Origin of the sequence: Nocardia sp. NPDC050408 (genome assembly GCF_044458905.1) — a bacterium.
GTDB lineage: Bacteria > Actinomycetota > Actinomycetes > Mycobacteriales > Mycobacteriaceae > Nocardia.
Map to the genome: position 1 here is coordinate 130557 of NZ_JBITIL010000008.1, position 25029 is coordinate 155585.

26 protein-coding genes and 2 pseudogenes are annotated in these 25029 nt (G+C 64.6%); 10 read left to right on the plus strand and 18 right to left on the minus strand.

The window, feature by feature from the left end; genetic code table 11:
- The first annotated feature begins 182 nt into the window (after nt 1–182).
- The 4 genes from ACIBJI_RS24040 to ACIBJI_RS24055 all read left to right on the plus strand — a co-directional run bounded on the left by ACIBJI_RS24040 (nt 183) and on the right by ACIBJI_RS24055 (nt 3476).
- Nucleotides 183–1310, plus strand: coding sequence for a tyrosine-type recombinase/integrase (locus tag ACIBJI_RS24040; protein WP_397085873.1), 1128 nt, complete (start codon nt 183–185; stop codon nt 1308–1310).
- A complete protein-coding gene (locus tag ACIBJI_RS24045) occupies nt 1307–1651 on the plus strand; it encodes a helix-turn-helix transcriptional regulator (RefSeq protein WP_331761156.1) in 345 nt (114 codons plus the stop codon). The genes ACIBJI_RS24040 and ACIBJI_RS24045 overlap by 4 nt, the downstream gene beginning before the upstream one ends.
- 281 nt (nt 1652–1932) lie before the next feature.
- Entirely contained in the window at nt 1933–3105 is a 1173-nt protein-coding gene (locus tag ACIBJI_RS24050; RefSeq protein ID WP_397085876.1) for a hypothetical protein, read from the plus strand.
- Nucleotides 3106–3242: 137 nt separating this feature from the next.
- Entirely contained in the window at nt 3243–3476 is a 234-nt protein-coding gene (locus tag ACIBJI_RS24055; protein ID WP_397085878.1) for a hypothetical protein, read from the plus strand.
- Nucleotides 3477–3632: 156 nt separating this feature from the next.
- Here ACIBJI_RS24055 and ACIBJI_RS24060 read toward each other — a convergent pair whose 3' ends face one another.
- Nucleotides 3633–3974, minus strand: coding sequence for a winged helix-turn-helix transcriptional regulator (locus tag ACIBJI_RS24060; RefSeq protein ID WP_397085880.1), 342 nt, complete (start codon nt 3972–3974; stop codon nt 3633–3635).
- A gap of 131 nt (nt 3975–4105) precedes the next feature.
- Here ACIBJI_RS24060 and ACIBJI_RS24065 point away from each other — a divergent pair, with 131 nt between their 5' ends.
- Together ACIBJI_RS24065 and ACIBJI_RS24070 are read left to right on the plus strand one after the other, a co-directional pair.
- Nucleotides 4106–4504: a hypothetical protein gene (locus ACIBJI_RS24065; protein WP_397085882.1), complete on the plus strand. Its 399-nt coding sequence runs from the start codon at nt 4106–4108 to the stop codon at nt 4502–4504.
- Nucleotides 4470–5408 carry an NAD(P)H-binding protein gene (locus ACIBJI_RS24070; RefSeq protein WP_397085884.1) on the plus strand — a complete coding sequence of 313 codons (939 nt, stop codon included), beginning with the start codon at nt 4470–4472 and terminating at the stop codon, nt 5406–5408. The genes ACIBJI_RS24065 and ACIBJI_RS24070 overlap by 35 nt, the downstream gene beginning before the upstream one ends.
- Nucleotides 5409–5434: 26 nt before the next feature.
- Here the strand turns inward: ACIBJI_RS24070 and ACIBJI_RS24075 are convergent, their stop codons facing one another.
- Nucleotides 5435–6016 (minus strand): TetR/AcrR family transcriptional regulator, encoded by a 582-nt coding sequence (locus ACIBJI_RS24075; RefSeq protein ID WP_397085886.1) that lies wholly within the window; start codon nt 6014–6016, stop codon nt 5435–5437.
- A 227-nt stretch (nt 6017–6243) separates the two neighbouring features.
- Here ACIBJI_RS24075 and ACIBJI_RS24080 point away from each other — a divergent pair.
- The 3 genes and pseudogenes from ACIBJI_RS24080 to ACIBJI_RS24090 all read left to right on the plus strand — a co-directional run.
- Nucleotides 6244–6483 (plus strand): annotated as a pseudogene (locus tag ACIBJI_RS24080) (hypothetical protein); the annotation flags it as partial.
- 35 nt (nt 6484–6518) lie between these two features.
- Nucleotides 6519–6992 (plus strand): nitroreductase family deazaflavin-dependent oxidoreductase, encoded by a 474-nt coding sequence (locus tag ACIBJI_RS24085; protein ID WP_397085888.1) that lies wholly within the window; start codon nt 6519–6521, stop codon nt 6990–6992.
- 719 nt (nt 6993–7711) lie between these two features.
- The gene (locus ACIBJI_RS24090; protein WP_397085890.1) at nt 7712–7867 is read left to right on the plus strand and encodes a hypothetical protein; all 156 of its coding nucleotides are present in this window, start codon (nt 7712–7714) and stop codon (nt 7865–7867) included.
- 118 nt (nt 7868–7985) lie between these two features.
- Here ACIBJI_RS24090 and ACIBJI_RS24095 read toward each other — a convergent pair whose 3' ends face one another.
- The 10 genes from ACIBJI_RS24095 to ACIBJI_RS24140 all read right to left on the minus strand — a co-directional run bounded on the left by ACIBJI_RS24095 (nt 7986) and on the right by ACIBJI_RS24140 (nt 16693).
- Complete coding sequence (locus ACIBJI_RS24095) at nt 7986–8285, minus strand: hypothetical protein (protein ID WP_397085892.1); 300 nt, start codon at nt 8283–8285, stop codon at nt 7986–7988.
- Between the two features lie 290 nt (nt 8286–8575).
- The gene (locus ACIBJI_RS24100) at nt 8576–8923 is read right to left on the minus strand and encodes a hypothetical protein (RefSeq protein WP_397085894.1); all 348 of its coding nucleotides are present in this window, start codon (nt 8921–8923) and stop codon (nt 8576–8578) included.
- 75 nt (nt 8924–8998) lie between these two features.
- Nucleotides 8999–9709 (minus strand): YoaK family protein, encoded by a 711-nt coding sequence (locus ACIBJI_RS24105; RefSeq protein ID WP_397085896.1) that lies wholly within the window; start codon nt 9707–9709, stop codon nt 8999–9001.
- A gap of 190 nt (nt 9710–9899) precedes the next feature.
- Nucleotides 9900–11642 carry a carboxylesterase/lipase family protein gene (locus ACIBJI_RS24110; RefSeq protein WP_397085898.1) on the minus strand — a complete coding sequence of 581 codons (1743 nt, stop codon included), beginning with the start codon at nt 11640–11642 and terminating at the stop codon, nt 9900–9902.
- 161 nt (nt 11643–11803) lie between these two features.
- On the minus strand, nt 11804–12394 hold the full coding sequence (locus ACIBJI_RS24115) for an isochorismatase family protein (protein ID WP_397085900.1): 591 nt from the start codon (nt 12392–12394) through the stop codon (nt 11804–11806).
- A 301-nt stretch (nt 12395–12695) separates the two neighbouring features.
- Nucleotides 12696–13571 (minus strand): NAD-dependent epimerase/dehydratase family protein, encoded by an 876-nt coding sequence (locus ACIBJI_RS24120; protein ID WP_397085902.1) that lies wholly within the window; start codon nt 13569–13571, stop codon nt 12696–12698.
- Nucleotides 13525–14382 carry an SDR family NAD(P)-dependent oxidoreductase gene (locus ACIBJI_RS24125; protein WP_397085904.1) on the minus strand — a complete coding sequence of 286 codons (858 nt, stop codon included), beginning with the start codon at nt 14380–14382 and terminating at the stop codon, nt 13525–13527. Before ACIBJI_RS24125 ends, ACIBJI_RS24120 begins: the two co-directional genes overlap by 47 nt.
- 56 nt (nt 14383–14438) lie before the next feature.
- Entirely contained in the window at nt 14439–14768 is a 330-nt protein-coding gene (locus tag ACIBJI_RS24130) for a Rieske (2Fe-2S) protein (protein WP_397085906.1), read from the minus strand.
- 9 nt (nt 14769–14777) lie between these two features.
- Nucleotides 14778–15323: an aromatic-ring-hydroxylating dioxygenase subunit beta gene (locus tag ACIBJI_RS24135; RefSeq protein ID WP_397085908.1), complete on the minus strand. Its 546-nt coding sequence runs from the start codon at nt 15321–15323 to the stop codon at nt 14778–14780.
- On the minus strand, nt 15320–16693 hold the full coding sequence (locus tag ACIBJI_RS24140) for an aromatic ring-hydroxylating dioxygenase subunit alpha (protein ID WP_397085910.1): 1374 nt from the start codon (nt 16691–16693) through the stop codon (nt 15320–15322). Before ACIBJI_RS24140 ends, ACIBJI_RS24135 begins: the two co-directional genes overlap by 4 nt.
- A gap of 250 nt (nt 16694–16943) precedes the next feature.
- Between ACIBJI_RS24140 and ACIBJI_RS24145 the strand changes: the two genes are divergently transcribed.
- Nucleotides 16944–17471, plus strand: a complete 528-nt coding sequence (locus ACIBJI_RS24145) for a MerR family transcriptional regulator (protein WP_397085912.1) — start codon at nt 16944–16946, stop codon at nt 17469–17471.
- Nucleotides 17472–17646: 175 nt separating this feature from the next.
- Here ACIBJI_RS24145 and ACIBJI_RS24150 read toward each other — a convergent pair whose 3' ends face one another.
- From ACIBJI_RS24150 to ACIBJI_RS24175, 6 genes and pseudogenes are all read right to left on the minus strand, one after another.
- Complete coding sequence (locus ACIBJI_RS24150) at nt 17647–18798, minus strand: FAD-dependent monooxygenase (RefSeq protein WP_397085914.1); 1152 nt, start codon at nt 18796–18798, stop codon at nt 17647–17649.
- Between the two features lie 17 nt (nt 18799–18815).
- A pseudogene (locus ACIBJI_RS24155) lies at nt 18816–19479 on the minus strand (SDR family NAD(P)-dependent oxidoreductase); the annotation flags it as partial.
- A gap of 189 nt (nt 19480–19668) precedes the next feature.
- Complete coding sequence (locus ACIBJI_RS24160) at nt 19669–20832, minus strand: NAD(P)/FAD-dependent oxidoreductase (protein WP_397085916.1); 1164 nt, start codon at nt 20830–20832, stop codon at nt 19669–19671.
- 23 nt (nt 20833–20855) lie between these two features.
- On the minus strand, nt 20856–21722 hold the full coding sequence (locus ACIBJI_RS24165; protein WP_397085918.1) for a polysaccharide deacetylase family protein: 867 nt from the start codon (nt 21720–21722) through the stop codon (nt 20856–20858).
- A gap of 46 nt (nt 21723–21768) precedes the next feature.
- The gene (locus ACIBJI_RS24170; RefSeq protein ID WP_397085920.1) at nt 21769–23229 is read right to left on the minus strand and encodes an aldehyde dehydrogenase family protein; all 1461 of its coding nucleotides are present in this window, start codon (nt 23227–23229) and stop codon (nt 21769–21771) included.
- Between the two features lie 77 nt (nt 23230–23306).
- Nucleotides 23307–25019, minus strand: a complete 1713-nt coding sequence (locus tag ACIBJI_RS24175) for a thiamine pyrophosphate-binding protein (RefSeq protein WP_397085922.1) — start codon at nt 25017–25019, stop codon at nt 23307–23309.
- Between the last annotated feature and the right edge of the window lie 10 nt (nt 25020–25029).

Here is a 25029-nt window from a genome sequence, read left to right on the forward strand (position 1 = left end):
CATATTTCATCTGATGAAAGATTGTCTGCGTCAACAGATTTAGTCTCTGAGCTGCGGGAATTTGCTGGCCCCCGACTTGGGTCGATAGCGCGAGAGGTATCGGAGCCGGGGCTGTGATCAGCCGCTCTTCACCCCATCTATCATCTGATGAAGGAATCATTCGGTGGATGTTGGGGTGTTGGGTGGCGGGATCGCGAAGGTTGGAGGTCGCTGGCGCGGCCCATCGGGTCGTGGCGGCCGGGGTGCCGTTGCTGCGTCCGGACGTCCAGGTGTTCGAGGCGATGCTGGAAGGGTGGCGGCAGCAGCAGCTGAGCCGGAACCTGGCCTTCGGCACTGTCGATGCCCGATTGGATCTGCTACGGCGGTTTCAGGACCACTCCGGTGAGTTCCCGTGGCAGTGGACGCCGCAGCATCTCGAGGAGTGGTCGACCGATCTACGTGCCGTGCGCGGGCTGGCGCTGTCGACGGTGCGGGCCTACCAGCTGGCGATCCGCTCGTTCCTTGGCTACGTCTGTGAACCGCTCTATGGGTGGGATGTCGAGTGCGAGAAACGATTCGGCACTCACCCGATCCAGATCAGCCACGACTGGAACAGCGCCAAGCACATCCTCGACGTCGAGGGACGCCCACAGCGCCGAGCATTGTCCCGCCCCGAGTTGCAGCTGCTTTTCGATGCGGCCGACGAGATGGTGGAGGAGATCCGCCGGCACGGCCGCAAAGGCGCAGTGGCAGCGTTCCGTGATGCGGCAATGTTGAAGACCGCCTACGCTTTCGGGCTTCGCCGCCGGGAGGTGGTGCGGTTGGAGGTCCACGATTTCGGCCGCAATCCGAAGGCTACGGAGTTCGGTGACTTCGGCGTCTGCTATGTCCGTTTCGGTAAGGGCAGCCAAGGCAGCGGTCCGAAACGGCGCAGCGTGTTGACCGTGATGCCTTGGTCGGTCGACGTGCTCACCGAGTGGGTGAGCGATATCTGGCCATACTGCCGCCGCGAGAACAGCACGGCGCTGTGGCCTTCGGAGCGGTCGGAGCGCATGAGTGAGACCCGGTTCAATGCGGTGTTCGTCAAGCTCCGTGAGCGAGTGGGCCTGCCCGCCGAACTGGGACCGCACTGCCTGCGCCACTCCTACATCACGCATCTGATCGAGGACGGCTTCGACCCGCTCTTCGTTCAACAGCAGGTCGGGCACGAGCACGGCAGCACGCTGTCGGTCTACACCTCGGTCTCCTCCGACTACAAGACGACCGTGCTGCGGGCCGCTCTCGACAAGGTGATCGAGCAGGCCCGCGGCGAGAAGGTAGGGCAGAGATGACCACCAAGAAGATGGGCTACAACTGGCTGCTGCGCGAACGGATGGCCGAGCAGGGCATGTGGAAGACCACCGAGCTGGCGCCGCTACTGGCCGACCGCGGCATCCATCTGTCAAACGTGCAGATCTACCGGCTGGTGTCCGGCAAGCCTGAGCGCCTGTCCCTGCCGATCCTGGTCGCGCTCTGCGACATTCTGTCCTGCACCCCGAACGACCTCATCGCTCCGCAGGTCGAAACCGTCAAGTCGCGCAAGGCGGTCGGCGCTGACCTGTCCGACGATGTCGTCGACCTCAATCGGATCGGTAGGCCACGGCGGGCCCGCATCACCCCGGACTCCCAGTGAGCAACAAACCCAGCTCCTGCGCCCGCTGCGGCCAGATGCGGCCGCGGTCGGTCCGCTGGCCGGATGGTGTCATCTGCGCCAGTTGCCACCGGGCCGTCTACCGTCGCATCGGTGTCTGCTCCGACTGCGGACACCGCCGAGTCCTTCCCGGCCAGCGCGACGAAGACCAGCTCTGCGCACCCTGCTTCGGCATCACTGGATTCGCTTGTGACACTTGCGGTGCTGACGACCAGATCTTGTGGGGAGTCCGAGAATGCGAACGATGCGCGCTACACCGCAGAGTGAGCACGCTCCTCGATGACGGCACCGGCTCTGCAGCGGTATTCCTGACCCCGTTGGTCGATGCGTTGTGCTCGTCGAAGAACCCGGCCAGCGTCGAAAAGTGGCTTCGCTATCCGGGCGTCGGTGATCGGCTGCGGGCGCTGGCGACCGGCGACCTGCCGCTGACCCACGAAGCCTTCTCCGCCCTGCCTCGCTCCCACAGCGTCCGCTACCTGCGCGAACTTCTCATGTCGACCGGTCTTCTGCCGCAACGCAATCCAGGACTGCTGAAGTTCGATGAATGGACGGCCGATCTGCTCAGCGGGATCGCCGCGGCCGACGACCGCCAGGCCCTCGCCACCTACATTCGGTGGCACCACCGCCACCGGATCCTGCAGCAACTCGACAACGGCGCCCTTCGCGCCTCGGCCTTCTCGACCGCCCGCCAGCAATCAAGGGCCGCGTTGGATTTTCTGAACTGGCTGAGGGCTCGTGGAACCCTCTTGGCCGAATGCACACAGCACGATATCGACGATTGGTTTGCCGACGGCCCGACAACCCGCCTTCTGGCCCGCATCTTCATGACCTTCGCCATCCGGCGACGGCTCTGCCCGAAGTTGCGAATTCCCAACCCACCCAGGGGCGCCGCTCCGGCGGCGCAACCCCAGCCGGAGCGGATCGCACTGATCCGCGAACTGTTCACCGAGGACACCTTGCCCCCGATCGACCGCGTCGTGGGTCTTCTGGTCCTGCTCTATGCCATGCCCGCCACCCGCATCGCTCAAATCAGGCTGGACGACGTCACCATCCAAGACGGTCAGGTGTTCCTGCGGATCGCCGAAGAAGACCTGCCGATGCCCGAGCCCCTGGACAGTCTCATCACCGATCTGATCACCCAACGTCGCAACATGGGCACCGCAGCCAACCCGACGTCACCCTGGCTACTACCCGGGCAGCGACCGAACCGCCCGATCAGCACCGCCAGGCTCCGGGAACGGCTTCGCCGACTCGGCGTCACCGGCGCCGGCCGGGTCGCGGCCTTAAACGAACTGCTGCGGGAGATCCCCGCGCCGGTCCTCGCGGACCTTGTCGGCTGCAACCCGAAATTCGCTGCGGAACGCGCCTCGCTCCTCGCTACGGACTGGTCCAACTACGCCGCCATCCGAGCCCGCCGAGCACCCTCACATCCGTGATTGCCGGGGGAATACGAGCAGGTCAGATATGGGATGGCACCGACAATAAATCCTTACCGCCGGATTCCGGCCGAATGTGCTGAGCGCCGCCAAATCACCTGGATCTCAGGGGGAAGGTGCGCTGCCACGCGGGATGGGTGAAGAATCAGGATGTGGCTCGCCGGCCCCGGCCGCGCCGCTGCGCGAGTTGCCGCTTCCAACGAGTCGGCCTGCCGGCCGGCCGCCTGTGGGTGGACCGAATCGTCGACGAGGCGCGTCACAGCGCCGACCCCGTCCGGCTGATGGACCTCTTCGGCCTGTCCAACCTCTCCGCCACCGGCTACCTCCTGTCGGCACACCCGGACAAAAACATCGGCACCATCGCCCCGTAGCAGGGGGGAGGCAAATATGGCACGCGATCAGCGGGCGGACCTGAGGCTGGGAAAGGCTGACTGACGAGCACACCTCCAGCATCCGGCGGAGGGCCACGCGGAGCGAGGCGCCACCCTCCGCTCCGATATCGCATCAAGGCGATGGCGCCCCAGTCGTCACTGCGACGTCGTCCCGTTGGGCAGGGTGATCCATTCCAGCGCCCAGCCGTTCAGTTGCAGCAGCACATCGCCTAGCGCGCGGCCCTTGTCGGTCAGCGCGTACTCGACGCGCACGGGATGTTCGTTATAGACCGCTCGATCGATCAATCCTGCACTCTCGAGTTCCTTCAAGCGCTGCGACAGGGTGCTCTCGGTCAGTGAGGGGATGGCCGACGCCACCGCGTTGAACCTCATCGGACCTGGCACCAGCGCGCGAAGCACGTGCCCGGCCCATCGCTTGCCTAGTGTGTCCATCGCGGCACTGAAGTACGGACAGTACGGGTCGACTTCGTCAGTCACAGCCACTCCTTCCACAACCTGGCTGGCACCAAGGTAGCAGGCCACTAGTAACTTGCATAATCCTAGTGACTAGTGTTCTTATAGTTTAGGTGCTTGCGCCTCCAATCGACCCGACGAAAGCGAGTCCTCGCATGGCGAGTCCCCCTCCCGCTCCGATAGCGCCGTCCGTCTGGCTCAAGTTGCTGACCACCGGCAGGTTCGTCGTCGCCGCCAGTCACCTGGCAACTCCCGGCGCCGTCGCACAGGTCTTCGGGATGGAGATGCGAGGGACTCCCGCCGTCGCGTACGGGCGGATGTTCGCGATCCGCAATGCCGCTCTGGGTCTGGGACTGCTGCGGCTCGACACGGTTACCAATCCCCAGGCGTACCTGAAGCTGAACGTAGTGATGGATACGGTCGACGCCGTCGCCTTGGTCGCTTCGGGAATCCGACGGGACATTGCCCCACGCACCAGCGTCCTCGCGGCAGCGGTAGCCATGTCAGCCGTTGTTGCCGGTGTCGGCGCACTCCGCGCCCAGCCCAAGCCGTAACTACCAAGAGAAGGAAGATGCCAATATGAATGAAGTATCAAGGCAGGGGCTCGTTGCCGTCGCCGGCGCGACAGGGCGGGTCGGCAGCGGGGTCGTCGAGGGACTTTCCGACGCGGGAGCCGCGGTACGTTCACTCAGCCGGACACCGTCAGATCCGGACACCGCCGGCGCCCGGACCACGAGTCGCCAAATCGATTACGCGGACGCCGGCTCGATAGCGTCCGCTGTTGACGGCGCAAGCGTCCTGGTCATCAGCTTGGGTAGTTCCGATGACCAAGCTCTTCAGGAGATAGCGCTCATCGACGCAGCCGCCCGCGCCGGAGTCGAGCATGTGGTGAAGGTGAGTTCGTGGACCTGGCCTTCCCGCATGCACCCAATCGACTGGCACCTGCAGATAGAGGACCACCTCAGCAAGGTCGACATCGGCTACAGCCTGCTGCGGCCCATGACCTTCAGTGCAGTTATCGGCGCTCAGGCGGAGCTCATCAAGAACAATTTGTGGGGCGGAGCCGCAGGAACTGTGCCCGCGAACCTCATCGATGTGCGCGATGTCGCAGATGTGGCAACCCGTCTGATCCTGAGCGGCGCAGCGAGTGGCTCGGCCCGCAGGCCCTACCACCTCACCGGACCTGGCGGGCTAAGCATGGATGCCATCGCGGAGCACCTTTCGCTGGCGATCGGGCGCACGGTGAAGTACACGCACCGAACTCCCGACGAGCAGCGAGCGTTGCTGCTGTCACTCGGACTGCCCGACATGATCGTCGGAATCCTTCTCGGCATCGACGTCGAGGCCTTTGCGTCGGGCGCCAGCACCGAAACGACCTCGACCGTCGAGGCCGTGCTTGGGCGGCCCCCCCGCTCCATTCCTGACTGGATCACGGAAAACGCAGAACTTTTCCGGTAACTACGCATGTGCCGAGCAGTCGCGACTCAGCCTCGCGGTCCTGCGCCATGCAGCAGGGTGTCGATGACGAGCGCGGCCAGCGTGTCCGGGTCCTGCGCTGCTGGATCCTGATCGGCGCCGGGCCTGTTGAGGGCTTCGTTGAGGAGGGCGTAGTACACCTGCCGCGTCCACTCCAGGTCCGCGTCCGGAGCGAGTATTCCCTCTCCCTGCACACGGGTCAGGAGTTTCACGGTGTGCGCGTCGATCTCGGCCCAGAGGGCGACCGCGGCGGCGGGGGTGTGGGCCGTGGCGTGGCTGAGGGTGTAGCGCCAGGTGTTCTTGACCCGCAGTACGTTCGCGGTCACCCGGTACAGCGCCACGAGCGCGGGGGCGGAGTTGGGCCGGGCTTCCTCGATCGCGTCGATGATCTGCTGCTTCGCGGAGACGGCGAGCGCCTCCAGCAGCGCCTGCCGGTTCGCGAACCGGCGGTGCACGGTGATCCTCGTCAGTCCCGCCGCCTCGGCGATCTGCTCCATGGAGGCGCCGGCGTCCTGGGCGAGGACCCGCTCGGCCGCCTCCAAAATCGCGCGCACACTGCGCTCGGCATCTGCCCGCAGTGCTCGGCCCATGTCTGTCTCCTGTCCGGTCGTTCGCTGCCTGGTCCCATGTAGAGGATACGTGAACGCTACGCGTACCTCATCAATCGATTCTTCAATGTTGCAACTGTGGATATATTCGATACAGTAGTGACACGGATAAGGGATCGCTCCACACCACTGAGCCTTTGCGAACCCGGCCGACGGTGGCATGAATCGGTGTGGAGGCCGCGTGCGGGAAGAGGTGAAGCTCCTGGTAGATGGGTTGTCGACCAAGAGCAACCGGTCCGCCCGGAGCTTCATGTGCCTGTCACCCAGCGGGGCTGGATCTGTCCAGCTCGACCCTTCGGTTCCTGTCCCGCCTGCTGGCTACCCGGCGACGTGAGCTCGGTACCCGATGGCGTCGGCTCCCGGCGGACCGGCAGGCTCTGCCGGTGCTGGCCCACCTGCGGTGCGGACACACCCAGCTCGCGGCCGGTTTCGGCATCGGAACCAGTACAAACGAAAACTCTTCGACAGTATGGAGATAAGCGACATGCCACTTAAAGGCGAGTACGAGCCGAGCGCGATGCAACCGGTACGTGACCAGGTGGAGCTGTACGAAAGCTCCGGTGGTACGGAAGGACTGACGCTGAACGAGCTGATGGGTCCGGATGCGGGGCGGGACCTGCCTGTCGTCATCCTGACCACCCTGGGTGCGAAGAGCGGCAAGATCCGCAAGTCCCCGGTCATGCGGGTGGAGCACCACGGCTCCTACGTCGCCGTCGCCTCCATGGGAGGAGCCCCCAAGCACCCGGTCTGGTACCACAACGTGGTGGCCGACCCCCGGGTGGAGCTTCAAGACGGCCCGGTGCGCCAGGACATGGTGGCACGCGAGGTGACCGGGGACGAGAAGACCGTCTGGTGGGCGCGAGCCGTCGAGGCGTTCCCGGACTATGCCGACTACCAGAAGAAGACGGACCGGGAGATCCCGGTCTTCGTTCTGGAGCCGGCGGCCCAGGAGCACTGACGCGGCACAGCTGGTTCAGATCCGAAGAGGGGCCATGGCGCTCGCCAACAGAGCGCCTCGTGGCGCACATCGCCCGCTCGATGCCCCAGCGGCGTCGCCCTCAGCGTTCGCTGGACTCGACGCCCTTGCGGGCGATGCGCCCCCGATTCGCTTGCCGCGCAGCAAGACCCCTGCCCCCAACCTCGCCTGAAAACGGACATCAACTCACGAACCGCCCTCTCAGTGGTTCGTCGGACAGGCTGCGCACGCCTGACACCACCCACTGATGCCATCCGAGAGGAATCCTTTGAGCAGCATGGCCGGCTCCGACAGCGCGACTGCGCCCACCAGCCCTACCGAGGGCTCCATGCGGCGCGCCCTCAAACGCGCCGGTGATGGTGTCGCGCTCGACGTGTCGGGCCGCTGATCCTGTCGGGGTTCGTTCGGGGCTGGCCGATGAGCAAGGTCGGCAGCGCCGAGGGCATACGAGCACGTCAAATATGGGATGGCACCAACAGTAGCGCCCGCTACGCGGCTCGGATTGATAGCCAAACCACTTAGCGTGACTTTTCGCGGATCTGGACCTCGCACCCCGCGTTGGTGGGGTCCCTCTCAACATGCAGCGGGAAGGTTAGGGGCGCATATCGACAACGTCGATGCCATGACCGGTGTAGCGGGTCGGGTCCTAGGTCAGTACCGCCGCCGAGGCGGTAGTGGCCTCGTGGACCACGCTGGCCACCTTGAGATCTCCGACCGTTTTCGCATCCGAGGCCGCCGACCCGATCTCCATCGCGTTCATGGCCAGTGGCAGCACCGACAACGGGCCCCCGGTCGTAGACCAACCAGGTCAATTCGCGGGTCTGCGTGCCCAGCTCGGCGCAGGCCGTGGCCAGTGACACCGCTGTCGTGGCAAGGATGCGTCCGTCGATCGTGGCTTCGGCCACGATCGCCTGGGCACGACGGGTCGCTCGTAGGCGACCAGAACAGTGGAATCCAGCAGCAGGACTGGAGCGCTCACGCGGTCTGGTTCCGGCGCAGCTGGTCCGCACGCGCCAGCATCGCCCGCGTCCAGGCCCGCACCTTCGCGTACTCGGCCGAGTCCGGATCCACGCCTTGACGGCGCAACGCCTGCTCGGCCACGTCAGTGCGCCGCTCGTAGGCCTCCCGCGCCCCGGGCAACAGCACATCGAGTTCGCGTCGCAACAGGTCCACGATCAGCGCGTTCGCGCTGACGCCGCGATCGAGCGCCGCGCGGCGTAGCAGGTATCGGTCGGTCTCGGACAGACCCCGAACCGGAAAATTAGATGACGTCATGACGTCACTCTACGCCCCAGCCGGGCGTCGCGGCTCAGATCCGAGGCCCGATTCCGCCGCCTCATTTTCGTGTCGAAAACCAGATATTCACTGGTCAAGACGGATCCTGCTTACCGAGCAGGCCAGCCGACTCATCCAAGACCTCATCGACTGCGGTCATCTCGGATAGGCCAGCTAAACGAATCCGGCGGCTAACGCTCGTCCCTGAGCTGGAGGTCAGCAGCCAGCCTGGAACGGGAAGCACCCAGAGGGCGGCGCCGCTGGTGTCGCCGACACGATCTGCCGGGGAGCTAGTGTCGGCGCTGAGGGGTAGCCATCGGAGCCATGGCCACCCCTGCCGCCATGGCGATGGCACCGAAGATGGCAATACCGCTGAGAGCGAGAACTCCCAATGGGGACGCCGAACGCCCGCGCGACCTTCGGGTATGCGCCCGCACGGGACGCCCATTTCGCAGATGTGCACGAACCTGATGAGTCATAGCCGCGATCAGTGCTACGAAGACTGCGAGAGCGATCACCTTGTTGATGGCCTGCGTCGTGAGGATGACCCGCAGATCGTCCATGGAGTAGAACGTCGGGCCGTCGATGATCGCGAACGCGGCGAAGAGGCCGACCAGAACGATCACCAGGGACCGCACGAGACGAAAATGGACACGCGCGAACGGTCGAACGGCGCCCCTGCCCAACGAGGACTTCCACGGAACTGGTGCTGGTTACGTATGGGTAACGAACTGTGCTCTCGCCGACCGGCGGACGAGACGGGCGTGGACGGAGCCGAAGAACGCGACCCCTCCATTGAGGACTCCTGCGAGCAACAGTCCTACTCCGAGTTGAACCTGTAGCAGAAGCGCACCCGCGAACGCTCCGAGCGAGATGACAACGATCGCCGCGAGTCTACGGAGCGTGCCGCCGCCGCGCCACGAAGCCGTATTCGAACCGAACACGCCGTCAGCGGCCAGGCTGGTCAGGGTGCTCGTGACGACGACGGTCGAGATGTCCTTCACCGCAAGCTTGCGGGCGGTGGCGGCTTGGATACCCATTCCGCACGCAGCAGCGGTTGTCGTCATCACTATCACGCCATGTACCGGGCGGCCCCCGGCAGCCAACAGCAGTAGATAGAGTGCGGTCTGAAGTACTGCGACCAGGCCGAACAGCATCGTCGTGCGTCGAGACCAGCCGGCCACGTCGCTCCTGAGGACGCGACCACCGAGGGCCGCCCCCACAATGAACCCGACCAGGGCGAGACCAGGGCCGAGAACTGGTAACCCCGTGTTTCCGACCAGTGCCATGCCGAGAACCACCACGTTGCCGGTCATGTTTCCGGTAAAGACCCTGTCCAGACCGAGATAGCCGACGGCATCGTTGATACCGGTCGTGAAGGTCAGCATGAGCATCAGGCGCATGTGCATCGCGTCGGCGGGCACGGCCTTGATTCGCCTGAGCATGAATCTCTGGTTCCGATCGGTTCGCGTAGTCATCGAAGGCTCCTCAGCTCGTCACGTCCACCTGTCGCACGAACCGCTCTCGTGCCGCCGCTGCGAAGCGCCGCTCTCTCCGCTCGATGATTCGGTCCCGGGCCGCAAAGCGGAAACGACAGGACAGGGCGCGTAGACCTCACAGGAAAACAGGGAATGCGAGCCGTTCCTGCGCCCGGGGATCAGTGGTCACCGTGACTCCTCGAGGGCCACCGAAGTCGGCGACGGTGCGTGAGAGTCGATCGTATGGTCGCCACGACGAGGTGTTGCCGGTGACAGGAGATCCCGTGTGCGCGAACGTCGTCCACGCCTCTGCCAGTGCATCCGACACTGCGGCCACCGTTCGGTTGGACCCCACCCGAGCAGCCAGAAACGGCTCGCGAAATGTTCCGAACTCGAACGGCAGGTCCGCGGTGTGCGGAGTTCCCTCACCCGGCGGTGCCAGCGGTTGGTTGAGTTCGTACAGGTAGGCACCATGGCGATTTTGCGCGGTATGCGACGCGGCCCAGTGGGACGCGGGACCACGGCGGACGAGTTCGGTTGCGGTCTCCATCAGCACGTATGCCGGCAGTATCGACGCCCTGCTCTCTTCCATTGCCGCTCGAAACGTGTCACGGAGGAGCTCGGCCGGCGGCGGGTCGATGGTTCCGGCGGGGTAGTTCTGGAACAGCTCAGCCCTGATCGCCGGAAGCAACTGGTCTTCGGTAGCAGGCGGGAGCGAGGCCGAGACACGGTTCCCAGTCGGATCGATCAGGTTGTACTGGATGAACTGTTCGTTGCGGTTCGTGCCGATGAGTAGTGGCACGTCGGGAGAGTTCTTGCCGAAGTAGGACACGTCGCGGACAGTGCGCCCGTCGACGATGACGGCGAGGCGTCCTCCCCCCAGCGTCGCCAACGCCTTTCGGTCCCCCGACAGCGCGACCTCAGCATCGTGCAGGCTCTGAGCCGGCAGTGAGCGGAGCCCCTCGACCGAGGTCCCCAGGCGCCGGGCAAGCAGTTCGGTGTAGGAGGCGGCTTGCTCTCGGGTCTGTGCGCTGCTCAGCTTGATGCTCGAGATGATGACCTTGTCGTAAAGGCCTCTGTTCTCCGGCTGCAACGTGAGGTGTCGAACGTCGCCGGCACTCGACGACTGCCCCGCGATGGTCACGTTGTCAGGGTCTCCCCCGAAGCTCTCGATGTTCTTCCGCACCCACCCGAGTGCGGCGAGCTGATCCTGGACGCCCCAGTTGCCCGCGAAACCTGTGGCCGGGTCGGTCCACGTGGGATGGGAGAGCAACCCCATTGCGCCGAGACGGTAGTTCAACGTCACCACCACGACGTCACCGGACTGCGCGAGATGTTCTCCGTCGATACACCCCACCGTGCCGCTGCCCGTTCGAGCGCTGCCTCCGTGGATGAACACGAGGACGGGTCGGAGTCGCGCACGCAGGCCTGGCGTCCAGACATTCAGGTAGAGGCAGTCCTCCGAGAGCGGGAAGAGGGTTGCCGAATCGTAGATCCAGGCCGAGGCGCCAGCGTTCGTCTGGATGGAGGACGGACCAGGCATCGTCGCGTCGCGGACGCCGCGCCATCCGCGGTGAGGCCGCGGCGAACGAAACCGGAGGTCGCCGATCGGGGCCGCGGCGTAAGGGATGCCGAGGAAGCGCGTCAACGATCCCGAGAGCGTGGTACCCCGCACTGAGCCGAACTGCGTGTGGACAGGCTCGGACGGATCTGCGCGTCGTGCCGGAACGCCAGCTCGGGCTGGTGGCCCGTTACCTGCCGCAACTGCGATACCGGAGGCGGCCACGGCATCTAGACCGAACGCCCGGCGACTCGATTCGGTTGTTGCCCCAAGTCGCTCTTCCGGAACGGGACTGGTCACTTCGATCTCCTGAGGCATCTTCTCATGGCTGGGGTGGTGAGCCGTCAGCGCCCGAGCCTGGTTCGGCCGTGACGCGCCGAGCGGAGCGCAAGGTTCGTGCCCGGGCAGGCATGTCCGAGTCGGCCGCTTCTTGTCACGGCAAGCATCGCGAGCCAACAGCTCCTAGGTGGGTCCGTGGGTCACGGCACATTCGTCGCGAGCTGCTCGAGACGGTCGGCCGTAATCACGTCCGCGTACTTGGCGTTCATCTCGAAGAGGTTCACGCCGTGACTGAGACGCGACCGATCGAACACCGCGTCCTCGACCACGAACGTCGGGTATCCATTGGAATGAGCATCGATCACCGTCGCCCTGACGCATCCTGAGGTCGTCGCGCCGGTAACGATCAGCGAGTCGATCTGCTTGCGGATCAGGAACGACCTCAGGGGAGTGTCGAAAAACGCGCTCGCCTTCGTCTTCGCGAACACCAGGGCTTGAGGCGGAGGCTTGATCTGGTTCGGCACCTCTTGCGCACCGGCAAGATCCATCGGCGACCCCAGGCCGCTCAGTTCGGCCTTGACCGTCCCGCCGAAAAGTGGCGCCCCACCCGGAAGCGCAGTGGTGTAGACGAGCGGCCAGTCGTTGTTCGTCGCCAGATCGATAACTGCCTTGAGGTGAGGCATCGCCGTCCAGGCATTCGGACCACACGCGGTCGGAAAGGCAGCGGTGGCCTCCTCCAGCGACTGCCCTTCGTCGCCGGTGAAGGCGCGAACGACGTCGATCACCAGCACAGCAGGCCGCAATCCGAGTTCGTTCTGAACCCCCCACTGCGTCATGTTGTAGCCCTCGCCGTCGTGAGCGGCGAAGAACTCAACCCACCACGGGGCATCGGTCGTTGCGTGGGACATCGTGCAGGTCCTCTCGTTGGTGACGCATGTTGACGATGACGTGCACAAGCAGGCGCAAAGTCGCCACACGCCGCAGGGGAGTTTTTGGGCGATGGCTGTTGACTGAATACAGACTTGACTCCACTCGGCAGCGGCTAACCGAAAGCGCGAGGCGCGTAGCGTCTCGGACGGCCTGCCGGACGTCTCAGGAGTATCCGCCCTTGTCTGACCAGCCGTGCTTCGGCGACCAGCCGAGCACAGCCTTGGCCGCGGCGGTGTCGATGAGCGCCCTCCGCGACTCCTCGTTCGGCCTCGTGCCCTGCCGCCACTGGACGTCAGCGAGGTGACGGGCGACCAGGGCGACCGACGGGTGGTCTGATCCGACCTCGTCCGAGCAGAGGAGGAGCCGCACGTGCCCAGGGTCGGGGCAACGAAGCGCATCGGAAAATGCTGTAGCCACGTCGCGCACATCGACGATGGCGCCTAGGTGCCACGCCGCCCCGCGCGCAGGCGGAAGGTCCTCGAGACCTCCGAAGGCCCTCCATGCCGCCTCATCGGCCACGAACACCGGACGGAGACAGATGGTGGCGATCCCCGTCTCAGCAGTGAACGCTTGGCACATTTCCTCCGCAAGCCACTTCGACAGCGCATACGGACGCGAGGGTAGGCCAGGGTGTGCGTCATCGACGGGTAGGTACTCAGGGTTCCGCTCCAGCATCCCTAGCGCCTTACCTGACGAGCAAAACACCACCCGTTGCACCCCAGCAGACCTCGCGGCGAGCAAGACGTTCCATGTTCCGATCAGGTTCACGGCCATCACCTGGTCAGGACGATCTTCCTGGTCGCCAGGAATCCCGGCCAGGTGCACGATGGCGTCATGGCCCGCTGCCGATACGGCCACCGCTGCCGCGTCCATCACATCGCCGCCATCGGCAAGGTCGAACCCGGTCACATCGTGCCCGGCCGACTCCAGTTCGGCACGCACCACCGATCCGAGGATGCCATGGTCACCGGTGAGGAGAACCTTCACGTTCTCAGGCCTTCGTCCCGAAGAAACGCTCGTAGAGGTCGTCGCCGCCACGGACACGCCGCAGGCCTCGAACTCCGAGCCCGCCTTCGCTCTTGATGACAGTGCCCGTCATCGCCTTGTTCTCGGCACGAGCCGCCACTAGAACGAACGCACCGGTGTGGTCGTACGGGTCGGAGTGCGTGCGCAGCGGCGTCACGCGCTCGACCTCGGCATCGGCGTTGGAGGGGTGCGAGTGAGCCCGGATCGGCTGGCCGTTCTCGTCGAGACCGAAGGCCTCGGGGATACGAATGTTCGTCTTCGTTCCTCCCGGCGCAACCGCGTTCACGCGGACGGCGGGGGCCCACTCGTGGGCGAGTTGACGGATGATGCCCAGTGCGGCGTGCTTGCTGGAGATGTACATGACCCCACCACCATCGGGGTAGTACGACGAATTCGACAATGTGATCATGAAGGTGCCATTGGTGCGCACCAGTTCCTTCATCGCCGCCTTCGCCCCGAGGATCGGGGCCATGACATTGATGTCGAATACCTGGCGGTATGCGTCGGCGACCTTGTCGTCCGGAATGTCCACGAGTTCAGTGAACCGGTCGCCCATGCCGGCGTTGGCCAGAAAGATGTCCAACTTGCCGAATGTGTCGACAGCGTGCTGCACGAGCCGCTGGTTGTCCTCCATCAAGCGGGCGTCGGCGACCATAGTGCTAACGGCGTCGCCGTGATCGCCTTTGACCTCCTTGAGCACCGCCTCTTCGATGTCCGAGACGACCACCTTGGCGCCCTCGACGACATAGCGGTCTACGACGGCACGACCGATTCCGGAACCGCCTCCGGTGACGATCGCCACCTCTCCTTCGAGCCAACCCATAATTGCGCACCTTTCGTTGTTGTGTGCATCGTGATGTGGAGACCGGACAAACCCGGTCACCAGTCGAGCAGTACTTCCACCATGCCGTCGACGACTCGCGACTCCAGGACCCACAAGGGTTCCTTGGCGGGGCCCTTGGTCACTTCGCCGGTTGCGTCAGCTTTGAAGCGCGCACCGTGCATTTGGCACTCGATCTCGCATCCGCCACGCAAGCGTGCAGCGGTGAACTGGAAGTCGGCGTGCGGGCAAGTGGCGTCGTATACGTAAACGCCGTCGGCTGTTCTGGCGACGACCACCGCACGCCCTTCGACCACCTGCGAGGAGAGGAAACCCTCCTTGAGATCACCTACCGGCACTAGTGAGACGAACCTATCTGTCTGCTGCATCCCGTCTGCCTAGAAGAAGATGCTCAGGTTCGTGCCGGTGATCACTGTCTGGTCCGCGAGTATGAGACGATTGCGAATCCTGAACGAATCACCTTCGCGGACCAGTCGATCGTGGCGAGAGCCGGTGAAGAGCTGGTAGTCGCGGTCCTGCCGGGTGCGCGTGACCATGAAGTTGGCGCGAGTGGCGAGGACGTCGGCCTCGGGGTCAGTGGCGACGCGCAGATTGCTGACGAAGTGCCGCGTCCGTGAGGGCGGCGTCTCGGCCCACGCGAACTCCGTCTCGAGTCGCTTCGCCCTCGTGTAGAGCGTCTTCCAGTCGTCGATCATGAAGTCGAAGTCTTGGAAACCTTCGCCGTCGATGAGGAATTGCGTGGTGCGCACGGGCATGCGGTAGGTGGAGTCATCAGTGAAGAGCTCGACCCACTGCATGTACTCGTAGGAATCGAGCAGATCGGCCTCGGCGTTGTAGTACTCCGCTACGTGGCCGTAGAGTTCGGTATTGGGCAGGACGGGCGGCAGATCGCTAAACTTTGCAAGCGATTTTTGGGAGGTCATCGAGTCTGTCCCTCATCCATTGTCTTGCGGCCAGCCCAGCCCTGAGTCATGAAATTGAGCCAGGCCGAATACCAACTACGTTGCGTCATCTCGCCGTATGCGACGTCGTAAGCGCTGCCGGGACCGGGCCAGGTCTTGTCGACGGGGCGATGGAGACCCATCCGGTGGTGCATCGTGTTCTGGCGGGCCGCGGGGCCCAGCGACATCCGGGTGCAGTCCTCCCAGTTCTCCATGTCATCCTGGTCGTAGATACCGGCTGGACCGAACGTGCGCACGTACGTCTCGTAGGAGGCCTTCGCGTACTCGGGGTCGGCATCCTTATCGATCAGCAACCAGGACCACATCCGAGAGCGAGTAGGGCTCACTGGGACCTCGAGCCGCAGGTTCAGGAACGGCACGTCGCTCTGACCGATGGTGCCACTGCTCATGAGCTGCATCCAGTGAAAGTTCGGGAAGACCGTACCGGCGCTATAGGCAAGGCCCTTGGCCATCTCGACCTGTTCGGCGTCCAGATGCTCGGGGAATTTGTCTCTCAGCTGCTGCGGAAGACCCATGTATCGGTACTCGTCGGTCGGTGCTCCCGCGGTGATGTGGAGAATGTGACCCTCCTCAGCCACGATCAGCTCGCCACGGCCGGCGAAATCGGGGTCGTTGGGCAGCATTCCGAGCTCGACGAGGCTGTGGTGAGCGAAGTAGACGTGGAAGTTGTCGGTGAAGTTGTCGGCCGAGAACTTCCACCCCGTCTCGGCTTCCCATATCTGCGGCGTACCGACAACCTTCATGCCGCCGGTGCGGTTCATGATGATGTCGAGGTAGTACTTCATATCGCCGAGGAACTCGTCGAATTCGGGCGCCTCAGGATCCCAGGTAGCGAAGACCAGACCGTGGTAGGAACCCAACTTGGCCACGGGGATCAGACCGAACTTCTCCTTCTGCAGTTCGTCCTCACCGTAGAAGCTCTCGCCCTGAACCGAGACCAGATCGCCAGTGTTCTTGTACACCCAGCCGTGATAGGAACAGCGAAGAAACGACGTGTTCTCGCGATCGGTTCGGCACACGCGCATGCCGCGATGCCGGCAGGAGTTCAGGAATACGCGAATCTCGCCGTCGTCGTCACGCACGAACAGCGCCGGGTCCATACCGACGATGCGGGTGATCACATCTCCAGGCTCGGGGATCTCGCTGTCATGACCGACGAAGAACCAACCCTTGGCGAACAGGCGCTCCTTCTCCATCTCGAAGATCTCCGGGTCGGAGTAGATGCGGCGCGAGATCAGGCCCTCGTCCGGCTGGACGATGTCCTCCAGTACTTGCCCGTTCGCAAGCATCGTGCGCGTAGCTGCTCCTACGCGCTGGGGCGTGGTGGTCATCGGGTCCCTTCTGGTCGTCGTGTCTCTCGGCTGCCGCAGCGTTGTTCTGGAATCTGGTGAACTGCCGGGGCGGCCGCGGTCTAGCGGGAACCGTCGCAGCCGGGGTGACCGAACTGGACCACGGCGGCGAAGATGTATACAGTATGTAAGTTCAACCCGGCTTTAACGCAAGCGTTCCGAGGAGAGAATGTGAGGGGTGCTCAAGGTGGCCGAGACGAGTAGGACCCGCGGAACCCGACAGACGGAGCTCATGCCGATCGACGCTGTAGCGCGGCAGTTCGGCGTGCGGGCGTCGACCCTGCGCTACTACGAGTCGCGGGGCCTGATCGCACCAGCCAGCCAGCATGGTGGCCGTCGCTGGTACGGACCTTCCGAAGTACGCCGCCTCGCCATCATCTTGTTCTGGCAACGCTCCGGCCTCTTCAGCCTCGACGCCATCGGGGAGATCCTCGACCGGTCTCAGCCGGGCGGACAGTGGCGAGAAACCGTTCGCACGCATGTCAAAGAGCTTCAGCAGAGGATCGAGCATCTCCGCCGAGCGGAAGCGTTCGTGTCGCAGTCCTTGGAGTGCGCCCACCATGAGTGCCTCGACGACTGCCCCGACTACGAGGCGTTGATCTGGCAGTCGGTAGGTCGGCCGCAAGCGAGCGAAGACATTGTTCCCATGAGTCGCGCGGTGCGGGTTGGCTTGAACAGCCAAGATCGCGACCCCACTGGATCGGCGCACTCTCGAGCGACGTCGCGCAAAGACGCAGCCGGCGAACCGGACCACGGCTAGCTGAAGCACTCCGATCGCGGGACTGGGCTTTCTCGTCAGGTGCAGATACGCCGGCACCGGCCTCGCGAATCTCGGCCGCGCCCTCGTTCACGCACACCGTCCGAACCGTTCATCGCCAGCATGCGCCCAAGCCTGGGCCCCAATGCCCGCGCCGGCGATCTGGGCGCGTCGGGCATCATGCCGCGCCGGACGAAGTGCTCGATCCGTTCGGACTGGTCGTCGGCAGTGGGTCGAGCCACGCGTCGTAGGCGTAGAGCCAGTCGACCGTGTCCTTGTCGCTGCGCGCGAATGTGTTGCCGGCAGAGATCATCTGCATCTCGGACGCACGCCGATGACGCGCTGCCCTGTACCTGTCGAACGCCTGCACCCAGTCTGCGTCGGTTTCGTCGAGGCATCGGGTCAGGATGGCCACGTCTTCCAATGCCATGGCCGCACCTTGGCCCATGTGCGGCATCATCGGGTGCACGGCGTCTCCGATGAGCACAACGTTGCCTCGACTCCAGCTCGCCATCGGGGTGCGATCTGCCAACGCCCATTTGTGCGCCGTGTCGACGGCGTTGAGCATCGTCTGGACGGTCGGGTGGAACGCCTCGAAGGCCGCGCGGAACTGTCGCACGTCCGCACTTGCCGACCACGACTCGAGGGCGAAGTCTGGCTCGGGAATCGTGCCCATCACGTAGAGCTCGTCGCGTGTTCGAGTGACGTAGTAGGCGATGAGGTGCCGATCGGGACCCCACCACTTGGTGTTGTCGTCGATGGTTGTGCCATTGAGGCGCTCGGCCGGCACTGTGGCTCGGTAGCCGACTCGTCCGCTGTAGCGGAGTTGCGCGTCCCCGAACAGTGCCTGCCTGACGGTGGAGTGGACACCGTCGGCGCCCACCACGATCTCGGCCTGAGCGGTCGCGCGACCCTCGAACGTGAGATCAACCCTGTCGCCGCGGTCGTCGAGACCGACCAATCGGCGTCCGAGCGTGACCGTACCGCGCGGGAGGGATTCCAGCAGCGCCTGATGCAGGTCTCCACGATGGAGCAGCAGGTACGGGGCCCCGTACTTGGCCTCGGCTCCGGCGCCCAGTCGGATGTTGTTCGTGATCTCGCCGGATCGGGCATCGCGGTGGATGAAGGAGCTGGGCTGGAAACCTCTGGCTCGCAGTGCCGGTTCGAGGCCGAGCTCGCGCAGCACCTTGACCGCGTTCGGGCTCTGCTGGATTCCGGCGCCGAGTCTGGCCAGTTGGTGTGCCTGCTCGTAGACCTGGACGGAGAAGCCGCGTGACGCAAGCGCGTGGGCGAGTGCGAGGCCGCCAATGCCGGCACCAACGACTGCCACGCTGGTAGTCCGCTGCATCAGCGGTTCGCAATTCGTCGGGGGAGGTCGTCACCGCTGCGCACCCGCCGCAGACCTCGGACTCCGAGACCTCCGTCGGACTCGATGACGGTGCCCGTGATGACGAGCGCCGGGGTGCGTGAGGCGACGAGCACGTAGATGGCACCATGGTCAGCGGCCGGATCTGCCATGGTTCCCAGCGGCATGGTCGCTTCGAAGGGGGCCACACGACCAGCCACGTCCTGCCTCGGACGCTGTGGACCGCTCCCGGTCGCGGCGAAAACGGCAGGACTGGTGTTGTTGGTCCGGGGGGCGCCGGGCGCGACTGCATTCCCGCGCACGTGCGGCGCGAATTCGTGAGCGAGCTGCCGTATGACACCGAGCCCGGCATGCTTGCTGGCGATGTACATAACGCCTCCCCCTTCCGGGTAGAACGAGTTCGACAGGGTGAGAACCAAAAGACCCCGTGGACTTGACCAGTTCGGGCAGTGCAGCCTTGGTGCCAGCGATGATGCTCTTGACGTTGACCTCGAAGATCTGCGTGAACGCAGCGTCGAGGTTCTCGGGGGCGAGGTCGACCAGTTCGGTGAACCTGTCCCCCGTATCTGGGTTCGCCACGAAGATGTCGAGATTCCCGAACGTGTCGATCGCCTCGGGGACGGTAGCGGCGTTCTGGGCGTAGTCACGAACGTCGGCAAGATAGTCTCCACGCTCTCACCGAGCTCCGTCCTGATTCTTTGCGAGCCGTAACCCGTCCAGATCAGCGACCACGACCCGGCAGCGTTCCTCGAGTAACGGTGCACGATGCCCCGACCAATTTCCGAGCCGCCTCCAGTGATGATGGCGACATCGCTCTCCAGCCAACCCACCGGGTCAGTCCTGCACCGGTTCGAGCGCCACGCCGTGGCGGGCGAGCTTCATGCGGATCGAAAGGAGCGGTCGAGGCATTCCGTAGCTCACGCCGCCGACCAGGACGTCGCCGGTGTAGGCCTCGGCACAGAACACTCCACTGGGGACGTCGCCGCCGGTCACCTCGAATCGGTTCGCTTTCCCCGGCAGTCCTACGCTCTGCAGCCGGATGCCGAAGTGATCGGACCAGAAGCTCGGAATCGACGCGAAAGGTACAGCCGCGGCCCCGGCCAGCAGTGTCTTCGCTGCGGCCCCAGCTTGCTCGACCGCGTTGCTCCAATGCTCGACTCGCATCCGTGAACCGCCGAAGGTGGCGTTCGGCCAGGACACGATGTCACCGGCGGCGACCACGTTCTCCAAGCCGATGACGTGCAATGTTTCGTCGCACTGGAGCCCGTTGCTTACATCAATGCCGGCGCTGGCCAACCACCCCACGTTCGGGACAGAGCCGACGGCCACGACAACGTGGTCTGTCGCAAGCTCGTCACCGGTGGAGGTTGTGACGCGGTAGCCCGGGCCGGTGGGGTCGGCTTGGGCGACGGTGTGACCCAGGTGCAGTTCGACACCGGACTGACGCAGCAGGCGCGCGGCGTTATCGCTGGCGAGAGGACCCGCTGGCACCACCGGCGGGTCCATGCTGATGGCCGTCACCTCCGCACCCAACGACGTCGCGGAGGATGCGACCTCGACGCCGACGAAGCCACATCCCACGATCAACAGCCGCGTCCCGGGCTGCAGAGCTGCCGTGAGCCGTTGGGCGTCGTTGATCGTGCGAATCGTATGGACGTCGGGCCGGGTTGCATTGAACACCGGCAGTGTGCGGGCGCTGCTTCCGGTGGCCAGGATCAGGCCGTCGTACTCGATGCGCTCACCGTCGCCGCTGATCACGACCTGCGCGTCCGGGTCGAGGGCCACGGCGGGCGACCCGAGCTTCCACGTCGCGTCCAGTTCGTCCGAACCCGGCAGCCGGATGTCATCGAGCGACTGCTCCCCGCGCAGTACCTCCTTGGACAGCGGTGGCCGGTCGTAGGGATCCTCGGGCTCGTCGCCCAGCATCGTGATCCGACCGATGTATCCTTCCCGGCGCAGGGCTTCAGCGGCACGGAGACCGGCGAGCGAAGCCCCCACGATGACGACGTTGCGGTACCCGATCACTGGTCACCACCGAGATACCACTCGGCGACGTCGTCAGAGTTGGCGAACCAGACGTCCTCGTGCCGGACCATGTGTTCGAGCGCTTCCGCGACATACCGGAGCCGGAACGGCTGGCCGCTGAGGAACGGGTGCAGGCCGAAACCCATGATCCGAGGGCGCGTCTCGCCCTCGGCGTACATCTGATCGAACTGGTCGATCAGCGCCTGCTTGAAATCCGGGCCGGTCTGGCCCCGCAGGGCGTAGAACGGAATGTCGTTCAGTTCGGTGCTGTACGGCACCGAGACAAGCGTTCCGCCGGCGACATCGAAGGGGAACGGTTCGTCGTCGATCCCCCAGTCGAGGCAGTATTGATAACCGACCTCCGCCAGGAGGTTGTTCGTCTCCGGTCCCGCCGTGATCGAGGGACCGAGCCAGCCTTTCGGCCGCTTGCCAGTAGCGCCCTCGATGCGGTCGGCTACCTCGGTCAGGTACGCCTTCTCCTGCTCACGTTCCATCCCGACCTGCCACGTCGAGTTGTTCTTCCCATGGCCGACCCATGCCCAGCCGCGCTCGACTCCGGCCGCGACGATGGCCGGGTGCTGCTCGATCACCTCGCTGTTGAGGATCGCCGTGGGCTGGATGCCGAGGCGGTCGAACATCTCGATCATCCGCCACACTCCAACCCGGGGGCCGTACTCACGCCATCCGAAGTTCAGCGGGTCCGGGGTGAGGTCGGCCGTGAACTGGGCGACGCTGAGCGCGGGCTTGCCGTACTCGTAGTGCTCGATGTTGAGTCCGATCCACACCGCAATCCGCTTGCCAGCGGGAAGGCTGCGAATCGGGCGGTCGACGATCGGCGAATAGGAGTAGAACGGGTTACTCATCTGGCTTGTCCTTCGGCGTGTGAGAGGTACATGGCACTCGCGTCGCTCAGGACAGGAGCCTGGAGAGCGACACCTTCGGGTCGCCCAGACGGGTGTGCACGACTTTGTGCTCGAGATAGGTGAGGAGTTCGTCCTTCGACTCCTCGCGTCCCAGTGCGCTGTTCTTCGACCCGCCGAACGGCGTGCCGAAATAGTGCCGGGTCGAGTCGTTGATCCACACGTAGCCTGCATCGAGCGCGTCCGCGGTCTTGTGTGCGATCGCAAGGTCGTTCGTCCACACACTTGCGGTCAGGCCGAGGTCCAGGCCGTTGGCTTCCGCGATCATGGTGTCGTAGTCGTCCCATCGGAAGACAGACATCACGGGGCCGAAGATCTCCTCACGACCAATGCGCATATCGAGCGTGACGTCGGCGAAGAGCGCCGGCTCGATGAAGTTCCCGTGCTCCGGCAGGTCGGTAGGACGTGATCCGCCACGAACCAGGCAGGCCCCCTCGGCGACGCCCGATTCGATATAACCCATGACCCGCTTCAGGTGCGCCTTGCTCACCACCGGGCCGACATCGGTGCCCTCCTCATAGGCGACCCCGACTCGGAACTCGTCGAGCCTGGCCGCCATGCGGCCGACAAACTCGTCATAAATCTTGCTGTGCACCATGATCCGCGAATTCGACCCACAGGACTGTCCCTGGCACACGTCCAGATTCATTCCGAAAATGGCACCTTCGACGGCGAGATCGATGTCGACATCAGGGAAGACAACCATGGCGTTCTTGCCACCGAGCTCGAGGGAAAGACTCTTCACATAACCAGACTCGGCTGCCCGACGCTGGATCAGCAGACCGGTAGGCACCGAGCCGGTGAAGGCCAGCCGCTTGATGCTCGGATGGGTCACAATGGCGTCACCGGTCGCCCCGTCACCGGTGACCACGTTGACGACACCCGGCGGGAATGCCTCGTTGAACAGCTCGGCCAGCGCCAGCGTGGACAACGACGTCTCGTCAGACGGCTTCATCACCAGCGTGTTGCCGGTGATCAGAGACGGCAGCGGGCGGGTGATCGCGAACATGACCGGGTGATTGAACGCGGTGATACGACCCACGACACCGTAGGGCCGGTGCGCCGTGTAGTGCAGGTTCCCCGGGCTTGCCGGGATGACGTCACCGCTCAAGGACCTCGCGAACGCCGGCCAGCCCTGCAGGTAGGCGTCGCAAAGATCGATGTCTATGCGCATCGCCTTCACCGGGTTGCCGCAATCGATGGCGTCGAGCATCGCGAGCCGGTCCCGGTTCTCCTTGATGAGTTCGGCGAAGCGTTCGAAGCACGCAGCGCGTCCAGCGACGCCAAGGCCCTCCCAGCCAGGCTGCGCTTCCTGGGCTGCGACGGTCGCGGCCTCGACATCGCGGGGACCGGCGAGCGGAATCTGGGTGATTTCCCTTCCAGTGGAAGGATCGAACACCTCGCGCACCCCACCATCGACGCCCTCGACGAAAGCGCCGCCGATGAGCATTCTGAAGTTCTGCGAGTCGACGTAGGCCGAAACCGGGTCGGCGACCTTGGCGTCAGTCATGATTGTCCTTTCAGGACTCAGAATCCGGGGGTAAGAACGTCGATCAAGGCCGGCTTGCCCGAACTAACGATCTTGACGGCGGCCGCGAGCTGCTGCGTCAGGGCATCGACGGTGCTGATGGGGCCCGAGGCCCAGACGCCGAACGACTTGGCCATCGCGGCCAGATCGACCGGCGGATCCGCCAGGCCGGCGCCCACGTAACGCGTGCCGTCGTCGTGTCCACGATGCTCAGCGATTCTGCTGGCATGCTCGACCGTGTTGCCGTACTGCCGGTTGTTGTTCACAACGAAGAGGACCGGCAGCGACTTGTGCGCAGCGGTCCATAGTGCAGACGGCAGGAATAGCAGGTCACCGTCGGCCTGGACGTCGACGGTGATGGTTCCCGGTGGCTGCGCGAGTGCAGTGCCGAGCGCTCCGCCGACGCCGTAGCCGAGGCCGCCCCCAGCGCCCCATCCGGTGTACTGCCGAGGGCGGTCCAGTGCGAGGTATTTGTGCTCCAGGCGAGCTCCCGTGCCTCCACCGAGGACGAAGTCCACTCCCTCGAGGGCCTTTGAAAGCTCATAGAGCACCCTTTCAAGGGGGACGACTCCACGAGCCTCAGCGGCACTGGCCTGGCGCCGCCACGCAAGCCTCGCGGCAGATATCGCAGTGCTGACAGCTGTGCGCCGCGCCTCGACCTTCGCCTCGGGCAACGGACGCTCACGCAGCTTGCTCAGTAGCGCCGACACCACGGAATCCGCGCTCGCCGTCACTAGCCGTTCGGCGGGAACCATCGCCTGGTAGTCGTGTGCCCAGGCACGCAGCTTCAACCCTGACAGCGACACGTTGAGCAAGGTCAGGGTGGGATCGTCGACCAGCCGGTGGCGCAATGGGGTGTGAAGGTCCTCGACGTCAAGAGCGAGCACGACATCTGCGGACTCCAGCAACCCAGCTACGTGCATGGCCGCGAGCGGGTGCGTCGTGGGAAACGCGTGTCGTACCCCCGTATCGATCACCGGTGCGCCGAAAGCCTCGGCAAGGTCGACGAGCGCTTGGAAGGACTCTGGTTGTTCACCGACGTAACCGGCAAGGATCACAGGATGTTGCGCACCCTCGATGGCCTGGAGAATCCATGCAACGTCATCGGCCGATGCAGCCGGCGGACTCGGCACCGGGTACTGACCTATCCCCTCACGCACGAAATCTTCCGGGACCGGGTCTTCCTGCAGGTCGACGTCGTAGCACAGGTACACCGGACCGCACGGAGCGCTGCGGGTGGCGGCAAGAGCCCGCGCGAAAGACTCCTCCACGCTCTCGAGGTCGTGCGGCTCGTCGTCCCACTTGACGAAGTCCCTGATGATGTTCGCCTGTACCGACGCGGTGTGAATCCAGTCGATCCACGGCCGCCTGCGCGGCTTGGATTTGGGCCCGGTGCCGCCGATCAATAGCGCCGGTACGCGGTCGCACCACGCGTTGTAGATGGACATGCTGGCGTTCTGCAGTCCGACGACATTGTGTAGTAGAACTGCCATCGGCTTTCCGGCGGCCTTTGCATACCCCTGCGCCATCGACACCGCGATCGACTCATGCATGCACAGCGAGATCTGCGGAGAGCCTTCGCGGTGTACCAGCGAATCATGTAAGCCTCGAAAGCTCGCGCCTGGATTGAACGCCACGTGCTCGACGCCGGCCTCGATGAGCAGGTCAACGATCACATCGGAGCCGAACCGGGCACCATCGGATTCAGCCAACGACGCACCC

Coding starts and splice junctions, on each gene's coding strand:
- ACIBJI_RS24045 (WP_331761156.1), top strand. CDS start 1,307: ATGACCACCAAGAAGATGGGCTACAACTGGCTGCTGCGCGAACGGATG.
- ACIBJI_RS24065 (WP_397085882.1), top strand. CDS start 4,106: ATGGCGAGTCCCCCTCCCGCTCCGATAGCGCCGTCCGTCTGGCTCAAG.
- ACIBJI_RS24075 (WP_397085886.1), bottom strand. CDS start 6,016: ATGGGCCGAGCACTGCGGGCAGATGCCGAGCGCAGTGTGCGCGCGATT.
- ACIBJI_RS24085 (WP_397085888.1), top strand. CDS start 6,519: ATGCCACTTAAAGGCGAGTACGAGCCGAGCGCGATGCAACCGGTACGT.
- ACIBJI_RS24095 (WP_397085892.1), bottom strand. CDS start 8,285: ATGACGTCATCTAATTTTCCGGTTCGGGGTCTGTCCGAGACCGACCGA.
- ACIBJI_RS24110 (WP_397085898.1), bottom strand. CDS start 11,642: ATGCCTCAGGAGATCGAAGTGACCAGTCCCGTTCCGGAAGAGCGACTT.
- ACIBJI_RS24125 (WP_397085904.1), bottom strand. CDS start 14,382: ATGGGTTGGCTCGAAGGAGAGGTGGCGATCGTCACCGGAGGCGGTTCC.
- ACIBJI_RS24130 (WP_397085906.1), bottom strand. CDS start 14,768: ATGCAGCAGACAGATAGGTTCGTCTCACTAGTGCCGGTAGGTGATCTC.
- ACIBJI_RS24135 (WP_397085908.1), bottom strand. CDS start 15,323: ATGACCTCCCAAAAATCGCTTGCAAAGTTTAGCGATCTGCCGCCCGTC.
- ACIBJI_RS24140 (WP_397085910.1), bottom strand. CDS start 16,693: ATGACCACCACGCCCCAGCGCGTAGGAGCAGCTACGCGCACGATGCTT.
- ACIBJI_RS24145 (WP_397085912.1), top strand. CDS start 16,944: ATGCCGATCGACGCTGTAGCGCGGCAGTTCGGCGTGCGGGCGTCGACC.
- ACIBJI_RS24165 (WP_397085918.1), bottom strand. CDS start 21,722: ATGAGTAACCCGTTCTACTCCTATTCGCCGATCGTCGACCGCCCGATT.
- ACIBJI_RS24170 (WP_397085920.1), bottom strand. CDS start 23,229: ATGCTCATCGGCGGCGCTTTCGTCGAGGGCGTCGATGGTGGGGTGCGC.